Source organism: Bosea sp. BIWAKO-01, from assembly GCF_001748145.1.
In the GTDB taxonomy this organism is placed as follows: domain Bacteria; phylum Pseudomonadota; class Alphaproteobacteria; order Rhizobiales; family Beijerinckiaceae; genus Allobosea.
Genome location: NZ_BCQA01000001.1, coordinates 5,343,283 through 5,367,217 on the forward strand (window position 1 = coordinate 5,343,283; position 23,935 = coordinate 5,367,217).

Genomic DNA, 23,935 nt, shown 5'->3' on the forward strand with positions numbered 1-23,935 from the left:
ATGGCGCAGGCGGAGTTCGTGCGGTCAGGACATCTGGACAGTTTCGCGCGGGACAATCTGCCACCGCGCGAGAGCTGGCCCGACCTCAAGGTCACAGATGCTGGCCTCGCCTATCCCGAGCGGCTCAATGTCGCGACCGAACTGCTCGATCGTCACGTCAGCGAAGGCCATGGCGAACGCATCGCCATCATCTCGGACCGCGAGGTCTGGACCTATGCCGAGCTCGCCCAGCGCGTGAACCGCATCGCCAACGTGCTGACCCGCGATCTCGGGATGCGGCCGGGCAACCGCGTGCTGCTGCGGGCCGCCAATACGCCGATGATGGTCGCAGCCTATCTCGCCGTGCTGAAGGCGGGCGGCGTCGCGGTCGCGACCATGCCCATGCTGCGCGCCGGCGAACTCGCCTACCCCATCCGCAAGGCGAAGATCACATTGGCCCTGTGCGATCACCGCCTGATCGATGATCTCCGGACCGCCCAGACACGGACACCAGAGCTCCCGCGCATCGTGACCTGGGGCGGAGGCACGCCGACCGATCTCGAAGCGCTGATGGCGCGCGCGGGCTACGAGAACGCCTCCGCCGCCGATACTGCCCGCGATGATGTCTGCCTGATCGGCTTCACATCGGGCACCACCGGCGAGCCGAAGGGCACCATGCACTTCCATCAGGATCTGCTCGCCATTTGCGACACCTATGGCGCGCGCGTGCTGAAGGCCGCACCGGAAGACCGCTTCGTCGGCTCGCCGCCGCTCGCCTTCACCTTCGGGCTCGGCGGGCTCGTGCTGTTCCCGATGCGGATCGGTGCCGCGATGGTGCTGCCCGACAAGGCCGCCCCCGCCGATCTCGTCACAGCGATCGAGCGCCACAAGGCGAGCGTCTGCTTCACGGCGCCGACGGCCTATCGCGCCATGCTCGACAAGCTCGACGGCCGCGATATCTCTTCCCTGCGCATCTGCGTCTCTGCCGGGGAAGCCCTGCCCAGGGTGACCTTCGAGGCCTGGCTGAAGCAGACGGGGTTGCCGCTGATGGACGGCATCGGCGCGACCGAGATGCTGCATATCTTCATTTCCGCGCCGCGCGAGGCGATAAGGCCGGGCGCCACCGGCCTGCCTGTGCCGGGCTACGAGGCGCGGATCGTCGACGAGGCCGGCGATCCCCTGCCCGATGGCACGCCCGGACGCCTCGCCGTGCGCGGACCGACCGGCTGCCGCTATCTCGCCGATCCCAGGCAGGCGAAATATGCGCAGGGCGGCTGGAACATCACCGGCGATACCTATCTGCGCGATGCGGACGGCTATTTCTGGTACCAGGCCCGTTCGGACGACATGATCATCTCTGCCGGCTACAACATTGCCGGGCCGGAGGTCGAAGCCTGCCTGCTCACCCATCCCGATGTCGCCGAGTGTGGCGTGGTGGGCGCGCCCTGTCCGGACCGTGGCCAGATCGTCAAGGCCTATGTCGTGCTGCGCGAGGGCATCCGCGGCGACACGGCCCTGGCCAAGGCATTGCAGGAGCATGTGAAGGCGGGTATCGCGCCCTATAAATACCCGCGCGCCATTGCGTTCGTTCCGGCTCTGCCGAAGACGCCGACCGGCAAGCTCCAGCGTTTCGCACTGCGTCAGTTGGCGCTCACCGAGACCTGATTCCCGCAAGAACAGGCCGAAACGGCCGAAGACCGAGGCTCCGCCATGTCGAACCTTCCAGCATCACGCGCGATCCTGCCCCAGGGCTGGCCGGTGCCGCGCGGCTATGCCAACGGCATGGTCGCCGAAGGCCGTGTGATCGTGACAGGTGGCCTCGTCGGCTGGAACGCGCACGGTGTCTTCGCCGAGGGGTTTCTGCCGCAACTCCGTCAGACCCTCGCCAATATCAAGGCTGTGGTCGAGGCCGGCGGCGGGCGCATCGAGGATATCGTGCGGCTGACCTGGTATGTCACGGACATCGAGGCCTATCGCGCCAGCCTGAAGGATATGGGGCCGATCTATCGCGAGACCCTCGGGCGGCATTTTCCGGCGATGGCGGTCGTTCAGGTCGTCGCGCTGGTCGAGCCGCAGGCGCTGATCGAGATCGAGGCGACGGCGGTGGTCGCGGCCTGACGGCGCAGCGATCCACCCTATCGTGCATTCGGCGAAACGATCTCGATCGATCAGATGCCGGCGCCGTCCTGAAGCGCGGCTGATGGGTGCTTCTGCCACAGCCGGGCATGAAGGCCGCGCAAGGTCGGGCGCAGGGCGAGATCGCCGAGCGCGAGGACGCCCGACACGCCGGGCCGGCCGGTCAGTACAAGGGCTGCTCCGAACAGGCCTGCCGTGCTGAGCAGGCGCCAACTCACCGCGCTCCACCAGAGCCGCCGATCCGGCGTGCCGGGAGCTCCGATCAGGCGGTTGCGCGCCTGTCGCAGACGGTCGGCCGTACCGAGCGCCTCCGCCGGGTTCAGGCTTCGCCCGGCGCCCGGCTCGGCGGCCACGAAACCAAAGGCGACCGTCTCATTGCTGATCCGGTCGATCAGGATGAAGCCGCCGAGATCCCGGCTCTCCTGATAGGGCAAGGTGGCCAGCGGCCGGTCGAGCCGCAGAGTCACCAGGCCGATCCCGTTCATGCGCAGGACCTGCGCCGGCACCGGCTTGAAGCCCTCGATGTCGATGCTGTGATCCAGCGCACCGATCGTGGCGTTCACGGCCTGGGTCGCGAGTTTCAGCACGAACTGACCGCCCTCCAGCATGGCGCGCTCGCCGGTCCAGAGCAGCCGCGCCCGGAGTTCGCGCCGGACGGGAACCGGGCTCTCCGCGGAAGCGATGACGTCGCCGCGAGAAATGTCGATCTCGTCAGCCAGTGTCAGGGTGACGGCCTGCCCCGCTGCCGCGTTGCTGGCTTCGCCTGACGGGGTGATCAACCGCGCGATCGTGCTGCTGCGCCCGGACGGCAGCACCGTGACGGCATTACCGACGCGGGCACGGCCGCGGGCCGCTGTCCCGGCATAGCCACGGAAGTCCAGATCGGGCCGGTTCACCCATTGCACGGGCAGAACGAAGCCGGCCTCGTCGCGCGTCTCCTGTTCGACGACGATCGCCTCCAGCAGAGGCAGCAGCGCCGGCCCCTTATGCCAGGGCATCGCGGCTGAGGGGCGCATCACATTCTCGCCGTCCCGCGCCGAAACCGGGATGATGTCGATCGACCTGAAGCCGAGGCTCTTCACCGCCGTGCGATAATCCGCAGCGATCCGGTCGAAGACCGCCTCGTCGTATCCGACGAGGTCCATCTTGTTGATCGCAACCACGACGTGGCGGACGCCGACCAGCGAGACGATGAAGGAGTGGCGGCGCGTCTGCGGCAGCAGGCCCTTGCGGGCGTCGATCAGGATGATGGCGAGATCGGCGGTCGAGGCCCCTGTCGCCATGTTGCGGGTATATTGCTCGTGGCCCGGCGTATCGGCGACGATGAAACTGCGCTTCTCCGTCGCGAAATAGCGATAGGCGACATCGATGGTGATGCCCTGCTCGCGCTCGGCCGAAAGCCCGTCGACCAGCAGCGCGAAATCAGGCTCCGCGCCCTGCGTGCCGAATTTGCGGGAATCGGCGTCGAGGGCGCTGAGCTGATCGTCGAAGACCGCACCGGCCTCATAGAGCACGCGTCCGATCAGCGTCGACTTGCCGTCATCGACCGAACCGCAGGTGATGAAGCGCAGCAGCGAATGCTGGGCGGTTTCGCTGAGCCCGGAGGAATCATTCGCGGGGAGCGGAGCCGTGGCGCCCGGGCGCTTCTTCTCGGCGGCGACAGCCATCAGAAGTACCCTTCCTGCTTCTTCTGTTCCATAGAGCCGGCGCCGTCATGGTCGATGACACGGCCCTGGCGCTCGGAGGCGCGCGATGAGCGCATCTCGGCGATAATGTCGGTGAGGCTTGCGGCTTCGCTCTCGACCGCGCCGGTCAGCGGGTAGCAGCCGAGCGTCCGGAAGCGGACCATGCGGGTCTCGACGACCTCGCCGGGCCCAAGCTCCATGCGCTCGTCGTCGCGCATGATCCAGGCTCCGTCGCGGTGCACGACCGGACGCGGGGCAGCGAAGTAGAGCGGTACGACCGGAATGTTCTCGAGTGCGATGTAGTCCCAGACATCGCGCTCGGTCCAATTGGAGAGCGGGAAGACGCGAAAACTCTCGCCCTTGTGCTTACGGGTGTTGAAGAGCTGCCAGGGCTCCGGGCGCTGGTTCTTGGGGTCCCAGCGATGCTCGGCGCTGCGCAGCGAGAAGATCCTCTCCTTGGCGCGGCTCTTCTCCTCGTCGCGCCGCGCGCCGCCAAAGGCGACATCGAATTTGTGCAGGTCGAGCGCCTGCTTCAGCCCTTGCGTCTTCATCACGTCGGTATGAACGCGCGAGCCCGAGGCGAAGGGCCCGATGCCGGCCCTGACCCCGTCCTGGTTGACATGGACGATCAGGTCGAGCCCGAGCCGCTCCGCCGTCTCGTTCCGGAAGGCGATCATCTCACGGAATTTCCAGGTCGTATCGACATGGAGCAACGGGAATGGCGGCTTCGCCGGATAGAACGCCTTCAGGGCAAGATGCAGCAGAACGGCGGAATCCTTGCCGATCGAATAAAGCAGCACCGGCTTGTCGCAGGTCGCCACAACCTCGCGAATGATGAAGATCGCCTCGGCTTCGAGCTTCTGCAGATGGCTGAGCTGGATCATGGTCGCGCCTCCGCCGCAGTGGCAGCCTTGGCCCGGACCAGATTCCCGTCCGGCCCGACATGCAGCCCGCATTCCTTGGCCGCGTCGTCTTCCCACCACCAGCGCCCGGCCCGCTCCGGCTCGCCCGGCGCGATCGCACGGGTGCAGGGCTGGCAGCCGATCGAGATAAAGCCTTTTTCGTGCAAAGGATTGAGCGGTATTCCTTCAGTCTTGGAGAAACTCAGCGCGGCCTCACGCGACCAGTCTAGCAAGGGGTTGAACTTGATCAGGCCGCGCTCCGTTTCGGCCTCCGCGAGCGCCACGCCGCCGCGCGCTGCCGACTGGTCGGACCGCAGGCCGGTGATCCAGATCTCCGCCCCGTCCAGGGCCCGGCCAAGTGGCTCGACCTTGCGGATGTCGCAGCAGGATTTGCGGGCGTCGCGGGAAGCATAGAAGCCGTTGATGCCGTTCTGACGGACATAGAGTTCTATCGCCTCATGGCGCGGATAGAAGGGTCGGATCACTACGCCATAGCGGCGCTCGGTTTGCTCCCAGAGGCTGTAGACCTCCGGGAAGAGCCTGCCGGTGTCGAGGGTGACGATCTCGATGGGAAGCCCGGCACGAGCGATCAGATGGATGAGGACCTGATCCTCAAGGCCGAAGCTGGTGGTGAAGACGATCCGTCCCGAAACCGCCTGGCGCAGTCCGATGAGACGGTCGCGCGCATCCGACTTGCCGAACGCGCGAACGAGGTCAGCGGCGCGGTCGCGCAAGTCAATTGCCTCGGCGGGTGCGCCCTGTTGGGCGGATAGGCGCGGATCGATGTGGTCTCTGGCCATGGTCTTGGCCGCCTGTATTGTTCTGTAAATCGAACAATTCAGCTATACCCGAACGCCCGCCGAGGCAATTCACATGAGGTAGTGTGGTTTTTCCTATTTCACGAATTGAAGAGAAGAACCTTTTGCGGAGGCAGGCACGCCGGGAGCGACTGCCGTCCCGACGCGGGGAGAGTGAGGCCCTCAGCCGCAATGCGGCTGGGCGCCGGCGCTCCAGAATGGCGCATCCTCGCCGGCGCGCGGAATGCTGCGGCGCTCAGTGGCCCGCAGTTCGGCCGGCAGTGGCACGACGCTCTGCCACCAGCCATGGGCGCATTCGGAGCGGAACGCCATCTGGTCGCTCAGGCTCGTGCCGATGGCCCGGAAGCCCGCTTCCAGCGCGGCAACGGCATTGCGGATCGCAGCCTGCGTCTGCTCCGTGCTTTCGCGCGCATCGGCGCAGAAGGCGGCGGTGAAAGCGGTGACGTCATGGGCCAGCTCGGGATAGGCGCCGGCATCGAGGCTCCAGGCCTTCATCCACTCATGCGAGACGAGCGCGACCGCCTCATCGAGCGGGCGCGCGACGACCTTGCCGGCCGTGGTCCGCATATGGCGCATCAACTCGGCGCGCGCATGCTGGTTGCGCGCGGCGATCGCAGCCCCCTTCATGCGCGCAATCGCGGCCTCGGCGTCGGCGAGACATTCGTCGACCGGATGGGTCATGATCCAGCAATCCTTAGGGCAGGCAGGCGAGCGCATCGATCATGCGCTCGAACAGGCGGTCGGCATCGACCTCGTTGACGACGAAAGCGTTTGCCGGGCGCTTCGTCCGGCCGTTCCAGTCGATGGTCGATCGGCCCCGGACATTGCCGGCGAGCTCGATCTCGGCATGGCAATCACGGCCCTTGAACAGTTCGGGCCAGAGCAGCCAGGCGATGACGCAGGGGTCGTGCATGGGGTGGGCCGCCGTGCCCAGGCCCCCTGGGCGCGGACGCGTCAGCATTCCGTGGACCGCTCGCCCGGTGCGGGTGCCGAGCCCGTCCAACCGCGCCATGGCCGCCGACGAGGCGATGGCCTGATGCGTCGCATGCAGGCCAAACAGCGTGACAGGAACGCCCGCTCCGAGGACGACGGCCGCGGCATGCGGATCGACATAGAAATTGAACTCGGCTGCCGGCGTCATGTTGCCGAGGCCCATGGCTCCGCCCATCACCACGATCTCGCGCAGTCTGGGCGCAAGCTCCGGTGCGAGGCGCAAGGCCATCGCGACATTGGTCAGCGGGCCGAGCGCGCAGATCGTGACGCTGCCGTCTGCGGCTGCGCGCAGGATCTCGACGATCCCCTGGACGGCATGGCCGGGAGCCGCCAACGACGCGGCGGCCGGCAGCCCGGCGCCGCTCAGGCCGTCGGGGCCGGACACGAATTCCGCTGTCTCGAGCGGCTCCAGCATCGGCCGCGCCATGCCCGCTTGCACGGGTACATCGGGGCGCGCCGCCAGATCGCGGACGCGCAGCGCGTTGGCGGTGGTCAGGTCGATCCCGACATTGCCGGCGACCGTGCTGACCAGGCGAATGTCGAGTTCGTCCGGCTGCGCAAAGGCGAGCAGCAGGGCAACGGCGTCGTCCTGCCCGGGATCGGTGTCGATGATGATCGGCCGTGCCATCTCAGGCCGCCAGTGCCGGGGCGGACATGATGAGATGGCTGAGATCGTCGGGTGTGAGGCTGCCGATCGGCAGGTCATGCAGCTTGCGGCCGCTGCGCAGGATGACGACCCGGCTCGCCAGCGCGACCACGTCGCGCATGTTGTGGCTGATCAGCAGGACAGTGCGCCCCTCCGCCTTGAGATGGCGCACAAGATCAAGCACTTGCGCGGTTTCCTTGACGCCGAGCGCAGCTGTCGGCTCGTCCATGATGATGACCTCGGCGTTCCAGCGAAGCGCCCGCGAGATCGCCACGGCCTGTCGCTGCCCGCCGGAGAGCCGCTCCACCGGGCGCGTCATGTCCTCGATCTGCACCGATAGCCGGCGCAGATAGCCCCTCGCCTCGTCAGCCATCCGCGCCTTGTCGAGCACGCGCAGGAAAGGCAGCACGAGCGGGCGCGTCAGTTCGGCGCCCATGAAGACATTGGCGGCGATCGACAGGCGCGGCGCGAGTGCAAGCTCCTGGTAGATCGTCGCCACGCCCTGCTCGAGCGCGTCATGCGGCGAGCGGAAATGCACCTCGCGGCCACGCAGGCGAATGGTGCCGGCGGTCGGCGCCTCGGCGCCCGACATGATCTTGATCAGCGTCGATTTGCCGGCGCCGTTGTCGCCGCAGATCGCCAGGACCTCGCCGGCATGGACGTCGAGATCGATCCCGCTCAATGCCTGGACGGCGCCGTAATTCTTGCCGACCGAGCGCATCGCGAAGATGGGCTCCGAGGCCGCCTTGTCTGTCATCCGCATGCTCTCCGGAGGGCGCGCAAACGGGCCTGCCGCAAAGGCCGGCCCGGCCGAGGGCCGCCCTATTTCAGGAAGTCCTTGACGTTGTTCTTGTCGACGACGACCGCGTCCATGAAGAGATAGGGGCCGGTCGTGATGGCGCTCACCGGCTGCTTCTTCACGGCGATGGCCTCGACAGCCTCGACCGCCTTCACGCCCATTTCCTCGAAGGGGACGGTGACGGTCGCGAGGAAGGTGCTGTCCGGGTCGGCAATGCGACGATAGGTTTCGGCACCGCCATCGACGGAAACGAGCGGAATTTCGCCCTTCTTGACGCCCTGCGCCTTGAGCAAATCGTCGATGATATAGGCCTGACCGTCAAAGGAGGCCCAGATACCGTTGATCTTGCCCTGGTTGCGCAGGAGCAGCGCCTGCACGCCGCTGCGGACATCGTCGCGCCAGCTTTGAGTGCGCGCCATGCCGTGCTTGCCGACTTCCTTGACCGCGGTGTTCTCGGACAGGACAACGTCGAGCACCTTGCCGCGAATGCGCGAGGCGATATTGCCGTCGAAACGCACAGACATCAGGTTGCCGGTGTAGCTCATCTGCCCGAGCAGATAGAGGGCTGCGTCCGCACCGACCTTGTATTCATTGGTCTGGATGTCGAACAGCGAGTACGGCCCGGCGCCCGACTGGACCGTGATGACCGGGATGCCCTTGTCCTTCGCGGCCTTGAACTGGGCTTCCGCCTCGACCGGCTTGCCCATGGCGACGATGATGGCGTCGACCTTCTTGGCGATCAGCGCATCGAACTGCTCGGCGTGCTTCGGCAGCGCGCCTTCGGAATTCAGCAGGGTGACGTTCCAGCCCTTGGCCTTGGCCGCGGCCGCAGCCGCGTTTGCAACGCGCGCATGCGTCTCCGAGGTGAACTGGAAGCCGATGACGCCGAGCTCGAATGCGGAGGCACTGCCGACGCCCCAGGCCAGCGCCATACAGCTGGCCGCAACCATCTTCACGAACTTCATGACTATCCCCTCCGGACCGCGCGGATGGCTACGCGGCGTTGTTGCGTTCAAACCTTGAAGGCTGCCTTCCGCACCACGCTGGCCGAGAATGCGACCGAGCCGATGATGATGATGCCAAGCACGATATCCTGCACGTAGTAGGCTGCGCCCATCAGCACGAGCCCGTTGCCAAGAACCTTGAGCACGAGCGCGGCAAAGACCGTGCCGGCCACATTGGGTTTGCCGGGCTCGAACATCGTCATGCCGAGCAGCACGGCAGCAATGGCGTAGAGAAAATAGTCGCCGGCCATGTTCGGAGCGGCGGAGGACAGGCTCGCCGCGAGCAGCACGGCGGTGATCGAGGCGAAAACGCCGGCGAGCAGCAGGCCAAGCCGCTTCATCCGCATGGTCGCGATGCCCGCAAGCCGCGCCGCTTCATCCGCCTCGCCGGTTGCCGCCATATGGGCGCCGGTGCGGGTCCATTTCAGCAGCACATAGGAGATGCCGGTTGCTGCAAGCAGGAATCAGATCAGATTGGGCAGGCCGAGCGTCGTGCCGCGTGCCAGGCCGGTGAATCCGGCCGGCCAGCGCCCGACAAAGGCGACGCCCTGCGTGATCATGAAGGCGAGCCCCTTGGCGATGGCGGCCGTGCCGAGCGTCACGATCAGCGAAGGAACCTTCAGCACCGTGACGCCGAAACCGTTGAAGGCCCCGAGCCCGGCGCCCACCGCAAGAGCGGCCAGGACCGCGATCGCGGGGTCATAGCCCGCCTGGATGAACCAGCCGGCGGCGACTGCAGCCAGGCTCGCGACCTCGGCGATCGAGAGATCGAGCTCGGCGATGGTCAGGGCGAGCGCAAAGCCGAGTGCAAGAATGGCGAGGAAGCTCGTGTCCTTGGCGATGTTCAGGAGATTGCCCGGGCTTGCGAAGTTCGGCGCAAAGGCGACGAAGAACCCAATCAGGGCGAGCCCCGCCAATGCCGTGCCATGCCGCTCGACAAGCGTGCACATTCAGTGCGCTCCCCGCAGCGGACGCGCCATGCGGCCTCCGGGCGTCGCAAAAGGCTGATGGGGAGACGGGATCGAAGGTCGGGGCATCATGTCATGACAGCGGGCGAGCGGGCATTTCATCCGAACCGGCCGAAGCTGTACCGAATGGAACAACCCAACCCTAGTGCGGGGCCAGGGCGAATGCGAGCCGGCGCAACGGGTTGAGAGCGAATTCTCCACGTCCAATTGCGCAACGTCAGGCCTCTGCTGCACGCGCGGCCTCCCACTCGCGCCAGTTGGCGAGCTGACGACCGATTGGGGCCAGAGCCTGCTCTGCCTGCCGGAAGAGTGCAAACAGCCGGTCATAGGGTTCGCGTGAGGCCGGGTTCGGCTGGTAGACCCGCGCCAGCCTGACAAGCGCTTCTTGCGCCGAGGCGAGATCCGGAAAGCGTCCGAGAGCGGTCCAGGCGACGATGGCGGCACCGAGCAGACCATGCTCTTCGCCTTCGACGACGCCGACCGGGCGGCCGAGGATATCGGCCTTGATCTGGCACCAATGGGGATTGGCAGCCCCGCCACCGCCGAAGCGAAGTTCCGCGATCGGCCGGCCTGACGCTGCCTCGGCACGCTCCAGCACGACGCGATTGAGGAAGCCCACGCCCTCCATCACAGCCCAGGCCAGGTCGACCGCGCGGTGGCGGCGATTGAGCCCGACCAGAGCCCCGCGTAGCGACGGGTCCCAGTATGGTACGCGTTCGCCCTGGAGATAGGGCAGGAAGATCGCCGGGTCGGCATCGCGCTGTTCCGCAAGGACGCGGCCAAGCTCGCGACCGGCCTGGGCCGGCTCGCCCTGGAAGCGACCGAGCAGTTCGAGCAGCCAGATCAGCGTGTCGGCCCCGGTCTGGCTCGGGCCGCCGAGCTGGGTGAGGCCGGCTCCCCAGTCCACGGTCATCAGCCCCTCGGCCCACGCAGCCCGGGCATTGACGAGACCCAGCACCTCCGTCGTCCCGGACAGGTTGTAGCCGAAATCCGGACGCAGGGCGCCCAACCCGACCACGCTTGCCCAGGTGTCGTTCGCCATGGCGATCACCGGCCGGCCGGCAAGATGGCCAAGTGCGCCTTCCAGCCCCGTCTGGACATGGCCGATGATCGAAACCGGCTCGCGCAGCGGCGGAAGAAGCGTCGCCGGCAGGGCGGCAGCGTCGAACAGCGAACCGCCGGCGGGCGCGACTGCAGCGGCCGCCTCCAGCCGCGCGAGCGAAACGGTATCGCTCGCCACGACCCCGGTCAGGCGCAGATTCAGATAGTCCTTGGGATCGAGAACATGTGCCGTGGCCGCGAGGATGTCCGGCTCTGACTGTTTCAGCCACCAGAGCCGCGCGAGCGGGTGGAAGGCATTGAGGCTCGCTGTCTCCGGATGCTCCTTCGGGCACGTGGCCAGAAGCGAAGGCAGCGTCGTGCCGGCGCGCGTATCGCTCCAGAGCATGGCGGGACGGAGCACCTGGCCGTTGCGATCGACGAAGACCTGCGTGCGCGTCAGCGCCGAGATCGCCAAGGCCTCGATCTGGCCGAAAAGCGTGGGATGGGAAGTCTGGAGCACGGCTGCGCTCTCGCGGAGCGCGCTCCACCAGAGATCGGGATCGATCTCGGCGGCGCCGCCCTGCTCGATCGGTACCCGCATGACGATGCTATGGCGGGCCCGAAGCTGCCCCGCCTCGTCGACGAGAGCTGCGCGAAAACTGGTGCCGCCGAGATCGCAGGCGAGAACCATGCTCACGGGCGAATACTCCCGTCGCCGCTACGCCTGCCGGACATCACACTCACCTGCATCGCCTTGATCCGTCGCTCCCTGTCAGGGGCCTGCCTCATAGCAGGAGAGCGGGCGGGCGCGTAGCGCCCGCCGCCGGAAGCTGGGGATCAGGCGAGCGCGGCTTCGGTTTCGTCGACCAGCCGCCAGAACAGGCGCACACCGCCATCCGGCGCGGTTTCGAGGCCGGGCACGGCGGAGAGCAGCTTGCGGGTATAGGCGTGCTGCGGCCGGTCGAAGATCTCGTCGCGGGTCCCGTCCTCGACGATCCGGCCCTCGTTCATCACCACGACACGGTCGGCGACCTGCTCGACCACGCCGAGATCATGGCTGATGAACAGGCAGGAGAAGCCGTGCTTGCGCTGCAGCTCGGCGAAGAGTTCCAGCACCTGGGCCCGCACGGTGACGTCGAGGGCAGAGACCGGCTCGTCGGCGATCACGAATTTCGGACGGCGCACGACGGCGCGTGCGATCGCGATGCGCTGGCGCTGGCCGCCGGAGAGCTCGTGCGGATAGCGTGACGCGAAGCCGTCGGCGAGGCCGACCTCCGCCAGCACCTCCTGCAGCCGCGCCGCCTTCTGGGCCGCCGTCATGCCGGGCACCAGCCGGAGCGGCTCGGCCACGAGGTCGCCGATCGTCATGCGCGGATCGAGCGAGGAATACGGATCCTGGAAGACCATCTGGCAGTTCAGCCGGTAATCCCAATAGGCCGTCTCGCTCTTGTCGATCGGCTTGCCCTGGAAGCGGATCTCGCCGCTGGTCGGCTTGATCAGGCCGGCGATGGCATGGCCGAGCGTGGTCTTGCCGGAGCCAGAGCCGCCGACGACGGCGACGACCTGGCCCGGCGCGACATCCAGGCTGATGCCGTGCAGCGCGCGCTTCGGCGCCTCCTTGCGGAAGAAGCCCTGGCGTCCGCCATAGTCGATCACAAGATCACGCACCGAGACGATCGGCGTCCCGGCTTCCGGCAGTGCGCGCGCCGGGCCGCGATGCGGCATCGCGGCGAGCAGCTTGCGGGTATAGGGGTGTTTCGGCCGCGCCAGCAGTTCCTCGGTCCGGCCCTGCTCGACGACATCGCCCTGGCACATCACGATCGCTCGGTCGGAATAGCGCGCGATCATGCCGAGGTCGTGGCTGATCATCAGCACGGCGGTGTTGTTGGCCTTGGTCAGGTCGACCATCAGCTCCAGCACGTCGCGCTGCACGACGGCGTCGAGCGCCGTCGTCGGCTCGTCGGCGATCAGCAGCGCCGGCTTCAGCAGCATCACCGAGGCCAGCATGATGCGCTGGCGCATGCCGCCGGAGAACTGATGCGGGTAGGAGGTCAGCGCGCCCTCGGGATCGCGGATGCCGACACGCCTGAGCATGTCGAGGATCAGCTCCTTGCGCTCGCTCGCGCTGAGCTTGCGATGCAGCGCCAGCCCCTCGTCGAGCTGCCGCCCGATCAGCATCGACGGGTTCAGCGAGGTCATCGGCTCCTGGAAGACCATGCCGACACGCGAGCCGCGCATGGCGCGCAGCTGCTTCGGCTCCATGGTCGTGACCTCCTGGCCCTCGAACCTGATCGAGCCGGCGACACGCCTGACCGCTGGCGGGATGAAGCCCATCAGGGCGCGCGCAGCCAGGGTCTTGCCGGAGCCGGACTCGCCGACGATGCCGACGATCTCGCCTGGCGAGACGGAGAAGCTGACGCCGTTGACGACGCGCTTGCCGGTGCTGCCGATCTCGAGCGTGAGGTCGTCGACGCGCAGAAGTGTTTCGGACGAGGCCATCACATTCCCCTCATGCGCGGGTCGAGCTTGTCACGCACCGCATCGCCGAGAAGATTGATCCCGAGCAGCGTCAGCGAAATGCACAGGCCGGGGAAGATGCCGAGCCAGACGGCCTGGCCGATATAGGGCCGCGAACCGGCGAGCATGTTGCCCCAGGTCGGAGCCGGTGGCGGCACGCCGAGCCCGAGGAAGGAGAGCGCGCTTTCTGCCAGCAGCACATAGCCGAACATCGACGTTGCCAGCACGGTCAGCGGCGCGATGCAGTTCGGCAGGATGTGGCGGGCCATGGTGAAGCCCTCGGAATTGCCCATCACGCGCGAGGCGGCGATGTATTCGCGCTCGCGCAGCGAGAGCACTGTACCGCGCACGATGCGTGCGACCGAGGGGGCATAGGCGATGCCGAGCGCGACGATGATGCCGTATTTGTTGGCGCCCACCACCGCGAGCAGGCCGAGCGCCAGCAGGATGCCGGGAAAGGCGAGCAGCGCATCGTTGAAGGCCATGACGATGCGGTCGAACCAGCCGCGGAGATAACCGCTGAAGACGCCGATCACGGTGCCCAGCGTCACGGCGAGCGTCACGGTCAGCAGGCTGATCCAGACGCTGGTCGCGGCGCCCGCCATCAGGCGGGAGAGCACGTCGCGGCCGAACTCGTCGGTGCCGAGCCAGTGCATGGCGCTCGGTGCCGCGAGCTTGGCACGGAACGAGAGCTGCAGGGGATCGTAGGGTGTCCAGACCGCGCCGGTCAGGGCGACGACGAGCAGGACACCGATGAGCAGACCGCCCAGCAGGGCGTTGGGTGCGGGGAGCTTCATTCGGCTGTCACCCGCGGGTCGAAGATGGGATAGCACAGGTCGATCACCAGATTGACGAGGACATAGGTGAAGGCGACGAAGAGCAGGCAGCCCTGGATCACCGGGTAATCGCGCGCGAAGATCGAATCGACCAGCAGCCGGCCGAGGCCGGGAATGGTGAAGACGGTCTCGACCACGGCGATGCCGCCGAGCAGGTTGCCAAGCACGAGCCCGATCAGCGTCCAGGTCGGCCCGAAGGCGTTCTTGAAGGCGTGGCGCCAGAGCACGGCGCCTTCCGAGAGGCCCTTGGCGCGGGCATGGGTGATGTAGTCGAGCCGCAGCACCTCCAGCGTCGAGGCGCGCGCCATGCGCAGGATCACGCCGATCTCGTGCAGGAACAGCGTCAGGATCGGCATGACGAGGTAGAGGATGCCGCGTGTCGTGTCCTCCCCGATCGAGACATAGCCGACGACCGGCAGCCATTCGAGCTTCAGCCCGAAGAACAGCAGCAGGAGCAGGCCGAGCCAGAAGGTCGGGATCGAGAGCAGCAGCGTCGCCAGCCCGACCAGGGTGAGATCGAGCGAGCTGTTCTGGCGCCAGGCGGCGATCACGCCGGCCGGTACTGCGACCAGGCAGGCGAACAGCACCGCAACCAGCACCACCTGCGCGCTGATGAAGAAGCGCTGGGCGATGAGCGGCAGGACCGCCTGTTGCGAATTGATCGACTGGCCGAGATCGCCTTGCAGCAGATTGCCGAACCAGATCGCGAACTGCATCGGCAGGCTGCGATCGAGGCCCAGGCGTGCCCGGAGATCGGCCAGGCTCGCCGGATCGGCGAGGTCGCCCAGCATGAGCTGGGCCGGATCACCCGGGATCAACCGGATCAGGACGAAAACCGAGACTGCCACGATGAACAGTGTCGGCAACGCCATCAGGATGCGCGTGAGCGCGAAACGCAGCATTTGTGCTTCCCCTCCCCGTCAGACCTGCGCCTCAATTGGCGAGGTTGACGCCCCACATCCGCATCTTCGACTGCCACGGCTGGAAATCGCGCACGCGCTTGGAATGCGCGATCACGTCGAGGCCGTTGAAGTAGATGATCAGCGGCACCTCTTCGATCATGCGCTTGTGCAGGTCGTCGAAGAGCTTCTGGCGTTCGGCCTTGTCCGAAACGACCATCGACTTGTCGATCAGTGCCTGCGCCTCGGCATTGTCCCAGACCTTGCGCGGCTGCTTGTCCTTCGGCCCGGCGAATTGCTCGAACCCGAGCGCGGGGTCGAAGCGTGCCGAATAGGAGAAGGACTGCATCTGGTAATTGCCCTTGTTGTAGCGATCGAGCTGGGTTGCCCAGTCCAGAACCTCGATCTCGGCATTGATGCCGGCGGCCTGCATCATCGCCTGAGCCACGACGGCGGCCGGGAAACTCGGCACGGTCGGGCGCTTGTTGGCGATGATCGAGATCTTTTCGCCCTTGTAACCGGCCTCCTGGAGCAACTTCTTCACCTTGGCCGGGTCATAGCTGAAGCCCTGCTTCTCGACCGGTCCGAAATAGGCCGAGCTCGGATAGATCGCCGAATTGTTCGGCGTGCCGAGGTTGCTCGAGGCAGCTGCGACCAACTCGGTCATGTCGAGCGAGGCGGCTATGGCCTGGCGCAGCTTGACGTTCTTCATCAGCGCGTCGTTCGTCTGGAACAGGAAGGTGTGGCGCACGGCGTTCGGGGCGACCTTCACGTCGAGCTTGGGATTCTTGCGCAGTTCCTCGACATCGCTCGGCAGGATTTCGGCCATGTCGATGGCGCCTGAGATCAGGCCGGCCTTCACCGTCGCGGGATCGCGCACGACAAGGAACTTCACGTCCTTGATGAGCGGCTTCTTCAGGCCGATATAGCCGTCGCGCTTGTCGCTCTTCGGCGACGCATAGCCGTCGAAGGCGGTCATTGTGAAATACTCGCCGCGCTTCCAATCGCCGATCTTGAACGGCCCGGTGCCGACCGGCTTGTCCCAGGAACCGTCGGCCTTCAGCGAGTCCTTGTGGATGACGGCGGCCATGGCGCAGTCGGTGCGCGCCAGCGCGTCGAGGAAGAGCGCGCTGGGCGAGTTGATGCGCATCACGACGGTGTTGGCGTCGGGAGCCTCGATGGTCTCGACCTTCAGGCCATTGCGACCGTCGAATTCGGACAGGCAACGCCACTCCGTCTTCGGATCCATGTAGCGGTTCCAGCTCCAGACGACGTCGGCCGAGGTCAACTCCGCACCATTGTGGAACTTCACGCCCTTGCGCAGGGTGAAGGTGTAGGCCTTGCCATCGGCAGACATCTCGACCTTCTCGGCGAGAAGCGGCCCAACCGTGCCATCCTCGGCATAGCCGACCAGGCCCTCCACGAGCTGCAGCACGAAATCATCCGTGTTGTCGTCGCGGTTCACGCCGGGATTGGAGCTGCGGATATCGGCAGCGACCGCGACCGTGACGGACTGGGCGGCGGCCGGGCCAGCCACGAGAGCTGAGGTCGCCAATGCGAAGGCCGAGGCGTAGATGCGGTTCATGTCGATGTCCCTGTTGTCGTCGTTCTTTTTGGTTTTGAGATGAGCTGGCCCGGGTCTGGCGCGGGCCAGGAGCAACGCCTCAATTGGCGAAGCTGACCTCCCAGAGCCGCGGCTTCCCAGCGACCCAGGGGGCAAAGCCGCGCAGCTTCCTGGAGACACCGGCCGTGTCGACCTGATTGTAGAGGAAGATCAGTGGCGCTTCGGCGAGCATCAGTTTGTGCAATTCGTCGAACAGCTTCTGGCGCTCGGCCGGATCGCCGACGAGCGTCGCCTTCTCGATCAGCTCGTCGGCACGCCGGCTGTCCCAGGCCTTGGACGGGAATGTGTCCTTGGGTCCGCTGAACTGGTTGTAGCTCTGGGCAGGATCGATGCGGGCGGAATAGCTGAAGGACATCATCTGGAAGTTGCCCTTGGCGTAGCGGTCGAGCTGGGTCGCCCATTCCAGCACCTCGATCTCGCTGTTGATGCCGGCGGCCTGCAGCATGGCCTGGGCCACGACCGCGGCCGGGAAGCTCGGCACCGTCGAGCGCTTGTTGGCGATCAGCTTGATCGGCTGGCCCTTGTAGCCGGCCTCGGCGAGCAACTTCTTCACCTTGGCGAGGTCCTGGGTATAACGCTGGCGCTGAACGTCGCTGTAATAGGGCGACGAGACATAGATCGCCGAGTTATTGGTCTTGCCGAGCTCGTTCGAGGTGTGAGCGACGATCTGGTCGAGATCGAGCGCTGCCGCGATCGCCTGGCGCATCCGGACATCGCCGAGCAAGGCATCGCGCGTCTGGAACAGGAAGGCGTGCTTCGTCGCGCTCGGGGCGCTCATCACCTCGATATTGGGGCTCTTCTTCATTTCCGGCATGTCTGAATCGGGAACGTCCGCGACATGCAATGCGCCCGACATCAAGCCGGCCTTGATCGTGGCGCCATCGGCGATGGAGAGGAACTTCACCTCCGGCACCAAAGCACGCTTGCGGCCGACATAGCCGTCGCGCTGCTCGCCAGAGGGCGAAACATAACCGTCGAAGCGCTTCAGCGAGACGAATTCGCCGCGTCGCCAATCGCCGAGCGTGAAGGGGCCGGTGCCGATCGGCCGGTCCCAGCTGCCGTCGGCCTTCACCGAGTCCTTGTGGATGATCGCGACCATGGCGCAATCGGTGCGCGCCATGGTGTCGAGGAACATCGCACTCGGCTTTTCCAGCTTCATGACGAAGGTCGACGGATCAGGTGCGTCGACACTCGTGACCTTCATGCCGGTCCGGCCGTCGAATTCCGCCCGGCAGCGCCAGTCGGTCTTCGCGTCCATGTAGCGGTTCCAGTTCCACAGCACGTCAGCCGAGGTCATGACCGCGCCATTGTGGAACTTCACGCCATTGCGCAGGGTGAAGGTGTAAGTGAGCCCGTCGGGCGAGACCGCGATCGACTCCGCCAGAAGCGGCGCGACCGCGCCGTTCTCGCGGTAACCGACCAGGCCCTCGACCATGTGCAGCACGACGGCATCGGTGTTGTCGTCCCGGTTGACGCCCGGGTTGGTCGAACGGATGTCCGCATTGAGCGCGACATTGATCGTCGATTGCTGCGCCAGAACCGGCGCAGCAACAAGGGTCAAAGCAATAGCCAGGGACGACGTCAGGTTCACTTCACTTCCCCTTCAGCACGGTGAGAGGCGCAGCGTCCGCACGCAGGCGGGTCAGCGTTTCCGCCAGGAATTCCTCGACGCGGGGCACAGCTTTGACGCCGTCATGCGGCATGTTCGGCACGAGATCGAAGCGCACCGTCACGCCTGCGGCTTCGAAGGAGCGCTGCAGGCTCGCGAGCCGCTCAGGGCGGGTCTTGCCGGCATGGTTGGCATCCGGCATCCAGTTGCGGCCGCCTTCCTTGTGGGTGATTTCCCAGGTTTCCAGATCGGCAGCCCCGACGATCATCTGGACCGGCACTTTGGCGAGGGCGGCCAAGTCGATCTCCTGCCCGAACAGCGCCGCGAAATTCCGCGTTCCGACCCACCAGTCGCGCGTCGGATCAAGCAGCGTGACCGAACCCGGTGCTCCGATGCAGGCAGCCCAGAGGCGGTCGGGATGCAGAAGCAGGAAGCGGTGTGCGAAGTGCCCGCCGCCGGAATAACCGAACAGGGCAAAGCGCTTGAAGTCGAGATTGTAGCGCTCGCCGACCTCGTCGACGATGGCAAGCAGTTCGTGATCGTAGCGGATGTCGGCTTCGCGCATGTACTTGAAGCCGTCACGATAGCCGTCGCCCCGCACCCCGACCGGGAAGAGCGGCGCGAGCACGATGCAGTTGTTCCAACGCGCGAACTCGGTGAAGGCATCGCGATAGGTGATGAAGCTGCGGCCGGTGCCATGCATGGCGACGACCAGCGCCGGCGGCTCGCCGCCCTGCCCCACTGACGGCGGCACGTAGAGGCAATAGGCAAAGCGGGGATCGTGCCGGCTGGCGAAGACCGTGGTCCGGTCCATGTCGTAGAGCGCGGCAGCCTTGTCGGTCTTCTTGGCTTCGGGCGCTTCACGCGTCGCAGTCATCGCAGCCATCGGATATCCTTTATTGGCTTTTAAATTGGCGCCAATTATGTTGCACGTTGCATTCGGGCTGGCAAGCTTGGATCGGTCGCTTCGCCCGGTAGCGAAATCGCGGCGAGATGAGCTAGGGGATGACGATGACGACCGTGAAGCGTAAGCCGAAATCGAAACACGCCCTGGCTGGAGAGATCGCCGAGGCGATCAAGCTCGGCCAGTTCCGCTCCGGCGAATGGCTCCGCCAGATCGACATCGAGCAAAAATTCGCCGCGACGCGCTTCGATGTTCGCACCGCGCTCGACGAACTCGTCGTGCGCAAGGCGATCGAACATGTCCCCAACCGGGGCTACCGCGTGGCCGAGATCGATCGAGAGACCCTGCGCCATATCCGGTCTGTCAGGATCGTGATCGAGACCTCCGTCGCGACCGCAATCGTCGGCCGGATGACGCCGGCAACCCTCTCGACGCTTCGTGGTCTCGCCGAGGAGTTCGGCGTGGCGGTGCGCGAGGGCACGCGCGCCGACCAGAGCCGGGTCAACGCCGAATTTCACGAAGTGATGTATCATCTCAGCGGCAACCCCGTGCTGGAGGAGCTGATCTGGAACCTGCGTGATCGCGGGCGCGGGTCGAACGTCACGGTATGGGCCTCCCACGAGTCGCTGCTGCGCAGCGACCGTGACCATCACGCCATGCTCGAAGCCATCGAGAAGCGCGACATTGCGCGCCTCTCGCAGTTGATTGCAGCTCATATTCTCAAGGATGCACCCGAGAGAGAGCCGGGGGACCTTTAGTCGGTGACGCTGACTTCCCAGAGCCTGGGCTTGGACAGGATCGAGGACTGGTAGCCCTTCACGCGCTTCGCATAGACGCCGGCATCGAGCCCATTATAGAGCATGACCATTGGCACCTGGGCGATGAAGCGCGTGTGCAGCTCGTCGAACAGCTTCTGGCGTTCGGCCTTGTCCGAAACCACCATCGACTTGTCGAGCAGCGCGAGGGAGTCCGCGTCGTCCCAGACCTTGCGCGGCTGGGTCGCCTTCGGACCGGCGATCGACTCGAAGCTCAGCGCGGGATCGAGGCGGGCCGAATAGGGGAAGGCCTGCATCTGGTAGTTGCCCTTGCTGTAGCGGTCGAGCTGCGTCGCCCATTCCAGCACTTCGATCGAGACATTGATGCCGGCGCCCTGCAGCATCTGCTGCGCGATCACCGCGGAATCGAAGCTCTGCGGATAGCGCTTGTTGGCGAGCATCACGATTGGCTCGCCCTTGTAGCCGGCTTCCTGAAGCAGCTTCTTGGCAGCCGCTACATCGTGCTTGTAGCCCTGCTTCTGCACCGGCCCGTAATAGGACGACATCGCAGGCACGATCGAATTGTTCGGCTTGCCGAGGCCGTCCGTGACGGCGGAGACGATCTCGTTGACGTCGAGCGCAGCGGCAATCGCCTGGCGCAGCTTCTGGTTCTGCAGCAACGGATCGCGGGTCTGCATGAGGAGGCCGACCAAGCCCATGTTCGAGACGAGCGAGACCTCGACCTTGGGGTTCTTGCGTAGCTCGCCGACTTCAGCGTTGGCGACGTCGGGGATGACGTCGATGTCGCCGCGCAGCAATGCTGCCTTGGCGGTCGAGCTGTCAGGCACGATAAGGAAGCGGACTTCGTCCACCAGCGGACGCTTGCCGCCGGTATAGCCGTCGATCTTGCCGGGAAGGCTGGCGTAGTCGGCATTGCGCACGAGCCGGATGTATTCGCCGCGGCGCCATTCGCCGAAGCTGAATGGCCCGGTGCCGATCGGCTTGTCGAAACTGCCATCCGCCTTCACCGAATCCTTGTGCAGAATCCCGGTCATGGCGCAATCGGTACGGGCGATGCTGGCAAGGAAGAGAGAGCTCGGCTTGTCGAGCTTGAACACCACCGTCGAAGCATCCGGCGCCGTTACGGATTCGACCTTGACCCGCCCTCGCCCGTCGAATTCCGAAAGGCAGCGCCATTCGGTCTTCGGGTCCATGTAGCGGTTCCAGCTCCAGACGACGTCGGCAGCCGTCAGCGGCGCGCCATTGTGGAACTTCACCCCCTTGCGCAGTGTGAAGGTGTAGCTCAGCCCGTCCTCGGACAGTGCGACCTTCTCGGCAAGGAGCGGCTTGACCTCGGCATCATCGCCATAGGCGACGAGGCCCTCGACCATATGCAGCACGACGGCGTCGGTATTGTCGTCCCGGTTCACGCCCGGATTGATGCTGCGGATATCGGCATTGAGATGCGTGCGAATGCTGGTCGGCGCCGCGAGCGACGGGCCGAGACCTGCCAGCAGCGAGGTCATTGCCGCGCTGGCAAGCGCTGCTGCCGCAATCGGTTTGAAAGCCATGTTCGATCCCCTCCTGATTTTTGTTAGCGAATGGCGTCGGGCCGCCCTCTACGGCTCCGACGCATGCAAAGAACTCACTCAGCGGCTTCGGCCAGCGTCACCGGATCGTCGGTCAGGCTGTAGCGCGTGAACTGCCGGTTCAGGGCCGGCAGCGGGGCCACTTCCATGATGCCCTTCGCCGGCTGCATGATCACCATCGACACCGTGGCCGAGAGGTTGCCGGTCTCGTTGGGACGCGGTGGGCGGCAGACGGCATAGGGCGACAGGAAGTCGTCGAAGAACGCATTCTTGAGATCGGCGACGCTGAGCTTGCGGCCGGCATCGTCGAGCAGCTTGCGGACGCGCCAGTCGCGATAGAAGCTCTCAGGCACACGCGGAATGCCGGTGTCCTTGATCTTGGTGAGCGCGATCGAGCCGACCCAATGGTTGGCATGAACGATCAGGCCATCACCCGGGTAGATCGGGAAGGCCTCGTCCGGAGCGCATTCGAAGTCGATGGCGAAGCCGGCGACCGTCGAGAGCATCATGTTGTTCGAGCAGGCCTTTGGCGTCGTCGCCACGGCCTTCATCGCCATGGCGAAATGCTCCTGCTCCAGCACCTTGCGCCGGATCAGCGCCAGCGGCACGCCAGCCTGGGTGAAGTCGCGCTCGGACTCCAGATAGTTGGCGGTGATCGAGACGCCGGCGGAGTTCATGCCGCAGCGAGCAAGACCGCCCGCCTCGACAAAGGTCAGGAAGTCCGGGCCGTCATCGCGGCGCACACGCAGCACGATGGCGGTCTCGGCGCATTCCGCCTTCCAGTCCCAATTCTGGCCGTGGATGAGTTCGCCCGTCGCGCTGCGCTCGGGCAGAATGACCGCGCCCGTGCAGCCATCGTCGAGCTCCTCCCCGGCCTCTACCGGCTTGGCCTTCTCGAGCCGCGCCTTCGCCATGACTTCGGTGCGGGCATTGACCATCACGATATCTTCGAGCGTGACGCCAGCACCGTCAGCGATGCCGCGCATCTCCTCGACATAATGGGCGCCGAAAGCCTCGATCTCGCGAGCGAATTCGGCGATCAGTCGCGACTTGGCAACGGCATCGTATCCGAGATCGGTGAGCTGGCCGCCATAGAGCTCGATGCTGCGCTTGACGCGCGTGGGGACCGCGGCGCCATGTTGCCGGCCGCGCTCATAGGGCGATCCCGAAACATCGATGAATGGAAAGGGCTCAACCATGGACCAAATCTCCGCGCCGGCTCTGGCGCCCGGCTAACAGTTAATGTATTTCATCACGCAGTAAGACAATCAAGAGGAAATTCATGGCCGAACCGACGCGGCTCCAGCAGGATCTGGCCGAGCGCATCATCCAACTGGCGCGCGAAGACGGTCTCGCAGCGGGTGCATGGCTCAACGAGAACAATCTGGCCAAGCGCCTGAACGTCTCTCGCACCCCGGTTCGGGCGGCGCTCAGCCATCTCGAAGGCCAGGGAATCGTGCTTCGTCACCCCAACAAGGGCGTCGAGCTGGTCAGCGCGCTTCCGCTCCCGGCAGACGGCGGCGGCTCGCCCGACGAGACCGACCTCGCACTGGTCAGGATCGCGCGCGACCGCGAGAGCGGCGCGCTTGGCGACGATGTTTCCGAGCTGGAGCTGATGCGCCGATACGAGATGGCGCGACCGGAAATCCAGCGCACCCTGAAACGCCTGGCCGAGCTGGAGATGGTGGAGCGCAAGCCGGGCTATGGCTGGCGCTTCCTGCACGAATACTCGGATTCGTCACTGCGGATGGAGCGCTATCGCTTCCGCATGCTGCTCGAGCCCATGGGCTTTCTCGAGCCTGGCTTTCGCCTCGACGAGCACTGGGCGGTGGAGATGCTGAGACGGCACCGCCACACCCTGACCCAGCCCTGGCGCGAGTCCTCCAGTGTCGCCTTCTACGAGATGAACGCGGCCTTTCACGAAGGCCTCGCGGCCGCATCGGGCAATCGCTTCATCCATTCCGCCATCCGCCGGGAAAACCAGATGCGACGGCTCTCCAACTATGATTGGGGCTCCGGCACCGAACGGGTCCAGGTCAGCTGCACCGAGCACATCGAGATCCTCGAACGGCTGCAGGCGGGAGACCGGGAAATCGCCTCCGTCCTGATGCGCCGGCATTTGCAGCGCGCCAGCGAGCTCAAGCGGAGAGTCCGGCAACCGCCGCCCATGGACGGGTAGCAGCGCATATGAAGTGATATTGTCTTTCATTCGGAATAAAGACAGTATCTGC

General features: G+C 65.7%; 20 protein-coding genes and 1 pseudogene. 4 read left to right on the forward strand and 17 right to left on the reverse strand.

All coding sequences use genetic code 11. From position 1 onward, the window contains the following. Together BIWAKO_RS24990 and BIWAKO_RS24995 are read left to right on the forward strand one after the other, a co-directional pair. On the forward strand, window positions 1-1,644 hold the full coding sequence (locus BIWAKO_RS24990; RefSeq protein ID WP_069880954.1) for a benzoate-CoA ligase family protein: 1,644 nt from the start codon (window positions 1-3) through the stop codon (window positions 1,642-1,644). A gap of 45 nt (window positions 1,645-1,689) precedes the next feature. Beyond that, window positions 1,690-2,097: a RidA family protein gene (locus BIWAKO_RS24995; RefSeq protein ID WP_069880955.1), complete on the forward strand. Its 408-nt coding sequence runs from the start codon at window positions 1,690-1,692 to the stop codon at window positions 2,095-2,097. 50 nt (window positions 2,098-2,147) lie between these two features. Here BIWAKO_RS24995 and cysN read toward each other — a convergent pair whose 3' ends face one another. The 15 genes and pseudogenes from cysN to BIWAKO_RS25070 form a co-directional block, all read right to left on the reverse strand. Continuing rightward, on the reverse strand, window positions 2,148-3,782 hold the full coding sequence (gene cysN, locus BIWAKO_RS25000; protein WP_069880956.1) for a sulfate adenylyltransferase subunit CysN: 1,635 nt from the start codon (window positions 3,780-3,782) through the stop codon (window positions 2,148-2,150). Next, window positions 3,782-4,684, reverse strand: a complete 903-nt coding sequence (cysD, locus tag BIWAKO_RS25005; RefSeq protein ID WP_069880957.1) for a sulfate adenylyltransferase subunit CysD — start codon at window positions 4,682-4,684, stop codon at window positions 3,782-3,784. Before cysD ends, cysN begins: the two co-directional genes overlap by 1 nt. Continuing rightward, window positions 4,681-5,502: a phosphoadenylyl-sulfate reductase gene (locus tag BIWAKO_RS25010; RefSeq protein ID WP_074471615.1), complete on the reverse strand. Its 822-nt coding sequence runs from the start codon at window positions 5,500-5,502 to the stop codon at window positions 4,681-4,683. The genes cysD and BIWAKO_RS25010 overlap by 4 nt, the downstream gene beginning before the upstream one ends. 180 nt (window positions 5,503-5,682) lie before the next feature. Further along, the gene (locus tag BIWAKO_RS25015; protein ID WP_069880958.1) at window positions 5,683-6,201 is read right to left on the reverse strand and encodes a hypothetical protein; all 519 of its coding nucleotides are present in this window, start codon (window positions 6,199-6,201) and stop codon (window positions 5,683-5,685) included. Window positions 6,202-6,214: 13 nt separating this feature from the next. Then, on the reverse strand, window positions 6,215-7,141 hold the full coding sequence (locus BIWAKO_RS25020) for a nucleoside hydrolase (RefSeq protein WP_069880959.1): 927 nt from the start codon (window positions 7,139-7,141) through the stop codon (window positions 6,215-6,217). A gap of 1 nt (window position 7,142) precedes the next feature. After that, entirely contained in the window at window positions 7,143-7,916 is a 774-nt protein-coding gene (locus BIWAKO_RS25025; RefSeq protein ID WP_069882764.1) for an ATP-binding cassette domain-containing protein, read from the reverse strand. A gap of 65 nt (window positions 7,917-7,981) precedes the next feature. Then, window positions 7,982-8,923: a sugar ABC transporter substrate-binding protein gene (locus tag BIWAKO_RS25030; protein WP_069880960.1), complete on the reverse strand. Its 942-nt coding sequence runs from the start codon at window positions 8,921-8,923 to the stop codon at window positions 7,982-7,984. Between the two features lie 47 nt (window positions 8,924-8,970). Beyond that, window positions 8,971-9,912, reverse strand: a pseudogene (locus tag BIWAKO_RS36840) (ABC transporter permease). A 235-nt stretch (window positions 9,913-10,147) separates the two neighbouring features. Next, window positions 10,148-11,662, reverse strand: a complete 1,515-nt coding sequence (locus BIWAKO_RS25040) for a xylulokinase (protein ID WP_244523682.1) — start codon at window positions 11,660-11,662, stop codon at window positions 10,148-10,150. A gap of 146 nt (window positions 11,663-11,808) precedes the next feature. Further along, the gene (locus tag BIWAKO_RS25045; RefSeq protein ID WP_069880962.1) at window positions 11,809-13,470 is read right to left on the reverse strand and encodes an ABC transporter ATP-binding protein; all 1,662 of its coding nucleotides are present in this window, start codon (window positions 13,468-13,470) and stop codon (window positions 11,809-11,811) included. Next, window positions 13,470-14,285, reverse strand: coding sequence for an ABC transporter permease (locus BIWAKO_RS25050; RefSeq protein ID WP_069880963.1), 816 nt, complete (start codon window positions 14,283-14,285; stop codon window positions 13,470-13,472). The genes BIWAKO_RS25045 and BIWAKO_RS25050 overlap by 1 nt, the downstream gene beginning before the upstream one ends. After that, the gene (locus BIWAKO_RS25055; protein WP_069880964.1) at window positions 14,282-15,226 is read right to left on the reverse strand and encodes an ABC transporter permease; all 945 of its coding nucleotides are present in this window, start codon (window positions 15,224-15,226) and stop codon (window positions 14,282-14,284) included. Before BIWAKO_RS25055 ends, BIWAKO_RS25050 begins: the two co-directional genes overlap by 4 nt. 31 nt (window positions 15,227-15,257) lie before the next feature. Continuing rightward, a complete protein-coding gene (locus BIWAKO_RS25060; protein ID WP_069882765.1) occupies window positions 15,258-16,808 on the reverse strand; it encodes an ABC transporter substrate-binding protein in 1,551 nt (516 codons plus the stop codon). A gap of 79 nt (window positions 16,809-16,887) precedes the next feature. Beyond that, complete coding sequence (locus BIWAKO_RS25065) at window positions 16,888-18,438, reverse strand: ABC transporter substrate-binding protein (RefSeq protein ID WP_069880965.1); 1,551 nt, start codon at window positions 18,436-18,438, stop codon at window positions 16,888-16,890. A 1-nt stretch (window position 18,439) separates the two neighbouring features. Next, a complete protein-coding gene (locus BIWAKO_RS25070; protein ID WP_141740404.1) occupies window positions 18,440-19,333 on the reverse strand; it encodes an alpha/beta hydrolase family protein in 894 nt (297 codons plus the stop codon). 128 nt (window positions 19,334-19,461) lie between these two features. Here BIWAKO_RS25070 and BIWAKO_RS25075 point away from each other — a divergent pair, with 128 nt between their 5' ends. Then, window positions 19,462-20,118 (forward strand): GntR family transcriptional regulator, encoded by a 657-nt coding sequence (locus tag BIWAKO_RS25075; RefSeq protein ID WP_069880967.1) that lies wholly within the window; start codon window positions 19,462-19,464, stop codon window positions 20,116-20,118. Here BIWAKO_RS25075 and BIWAKO_RS25080 read toward each other — a convergent pair. Continuing rightward, window positions 20,115-21,686 carry an ABC transporter substrate-binding protein gene (locus BIWAKO_RS25080; RefSeq protein WP_069880968.1) on the reverse strand — a complete coding sequence of 524 codons (1,572 nt, stop codon included), beginning with the start codon at window positions 21,684-21,686 and terminating at the stop codon, window positions 20,115-20,117. The two genes, BIWAKO_RS25075 and BIWAKO_RS25080, sit on opposite strands and share 4 nt — an antisense overlap. A 74-nt stretch (window positions 21,687-21,760) precedes the next feature. After that, the gene (locus tag BIWAKO_RS25085; protein WP_069880969.1) at window positions 21,761-22,903 is read right to left on the reverse strand and encodes a C45 family autoproteolytic acyltransferase/hydolase; all 1,143 of its coding nucleotides are present in this window, start codon (window positions 22,901-22,903) and stop codon (window positions 21,761-21,763) included. A gap of 83 nt (window positions 22,904-22,986) precedes the next feature. Here BIWAKO_RS25085 and BIWAKO_RS25090 point away from each other — a divergent pair, with 83 nt between their 5' ends. Further along, window positions 22,987-23,883: a GntR family transcriptional regulator gene (locus BIWAKO_RS25090; RefSeq protein ID WP_069880970.1), complete on the forward strand. Its 897-nt coding sequence runs from the start codon at window positions 22,987-22,989 to the stop codon at window positions 23,881-23,883. Window positions 23,884-23,935: the final 52 nt, after the last annotated feature.

Excerpts from the sequence above, each read along its gene's own strand:
- BIWAKO_RS25080 (WP_069880968.1), bottom strand. The coding sequence starts at position 21,686 with ATGGCTTTCAAACCGATTGCGGCAGCAGCGCTTGCCAGCGCGGCAATG.
- cysD (WP_069880957.1), bottom strand. The coding sequence starts at position 4,684 with ATGATCCAGCTCAGCCATCTGCAGAAGCTCGAAGCCGAGGCGATCTTC.
- BIWAKO_RS25070 (WP_141740404.1), bottom strand. The coding sequence starts at position 19,333 with ATGACTGCGACGCGTGAAGCGCCCGAAGCCAAGAAGACCGACAAGGCT.
- BIWAKO_RS25085 (WP_069880969.1), bottom strand. The coding sequence starts at position 22,903 with ATGGTTGAGCCCTTTCCATTCATCGATGTTTCGGGATCGCCCTATGAG.
- BIWAKO_RS25045 (WP_069880962.1), bottom strand. The coding sequence starts at position 13,470 with ATGGCCTCGTCCGAAACACTTCTGCGCGTCGACGACCTCACGCTCGAG.
- BIWAKO_RS24990 (WP_069880954.1), top strand. The coding sequence starts at position 1 with ATGGCGCAGGCGGAGTTCGTGCGGTCAGGACATCTGGACAGTTTCGCG.
- BIWAKO_RS24995 (WP_069880955.1), top strand. The coding sequence starts at position 1,690 with ATGTCGAACCTTCCAGCATCACGCGCGATCCTGCCCCAGGGCTGGCCG.
- BIWAKO_RS25015 (WP_069880958.1), bottom strand. The coding sequence starts at position 6,201 with ATGACCCATCCGGTCGACGAATGTCTCGCCGACGCCGAGGCCGCGATT.
- BIWAKO_RS25050 (WP_069880963.1), bottom strand. The coding sequence starts at position 14,285 with ATGAAGCTCCCCGCACCCAACGCCCTGCTGGGCGGTCTGCTCATCGGT.
- cysN (WP_069880956.1), bottom strand. The coding sequence starts at position 3,782 with ATGGCTGTCGCCGCCGAGAAGAAGCGCCCGGGCGCCACGGCTCCGCTC.
- BIWAKO_RS25030 (WP_069880960.1), bottom strand. The coding sequence starts at position 8,923 with ATGAAGTTCGTGAAGATGGTTGCGGCCAGCTGTATGGCGCTGGCCTGG.
- BIWAKO_RS25055 (WP_069880964.1), bottom strand. The coding sequence starts at position 15,226 with ATGCTGCGTTTCGCGCTCACGCGCATCCTGATGGCGTTGCCGACACTG.
- BIWAKO_RS25060 (WP_069882765.1), bottom strand. The coding sequence starts at position 16,808 with ATGAACCGCATCTACGCCTCGGCCTTCGCATTGGCGACCTCAGCTCTC.
- BIWAKO_RS25020 (WP_069880959.1), bottom strand. The coding sequence starts at position 7,141 with ATGGCACGGCCGATCATCATCGACACCGATCCCGGGCAGGACGACGCC.
- BIWAKO_RS25010 (WP_074471615.1), bottom strand. The coding sequence starts at position 5,502 with ATGGCCAGAGACCACATCGATCCGCGCCTATCCGCCCAACAGGGCGCA.
- BIWAKO_RS25040 (WP_244523682.1), bottom strand. The coding sequence starts at position 11,662 with ATGGTTCTCGCCTGCGATCTCGGCGGCACCAGTTTTCGCGCAGCTCTC.
- BIWAKO_RS25090 (WP_069880970.1), top strand. The coding sequence starts at position 22,987 with ATGGCCGAACCGACGCGGCTCCAGCAGGATCTGGCCGAGCGCATCATC.
- BIWAKO_RS25075 (WP_069880967.1), top strand. The coding sequence starts at position 19,462 with ATGACGATGACGACCGTGAAGCGTAAGCCGAAATCGAAACACGCCCTG.
- BIWAKO_RS25025 (WP_069882764.1), bottom strand. The coding sequence starts at position 7,916 with ATGACAGACAAGGCGGCCTCGGAGCCCATCTTCGCGATGCGCTCGGTC.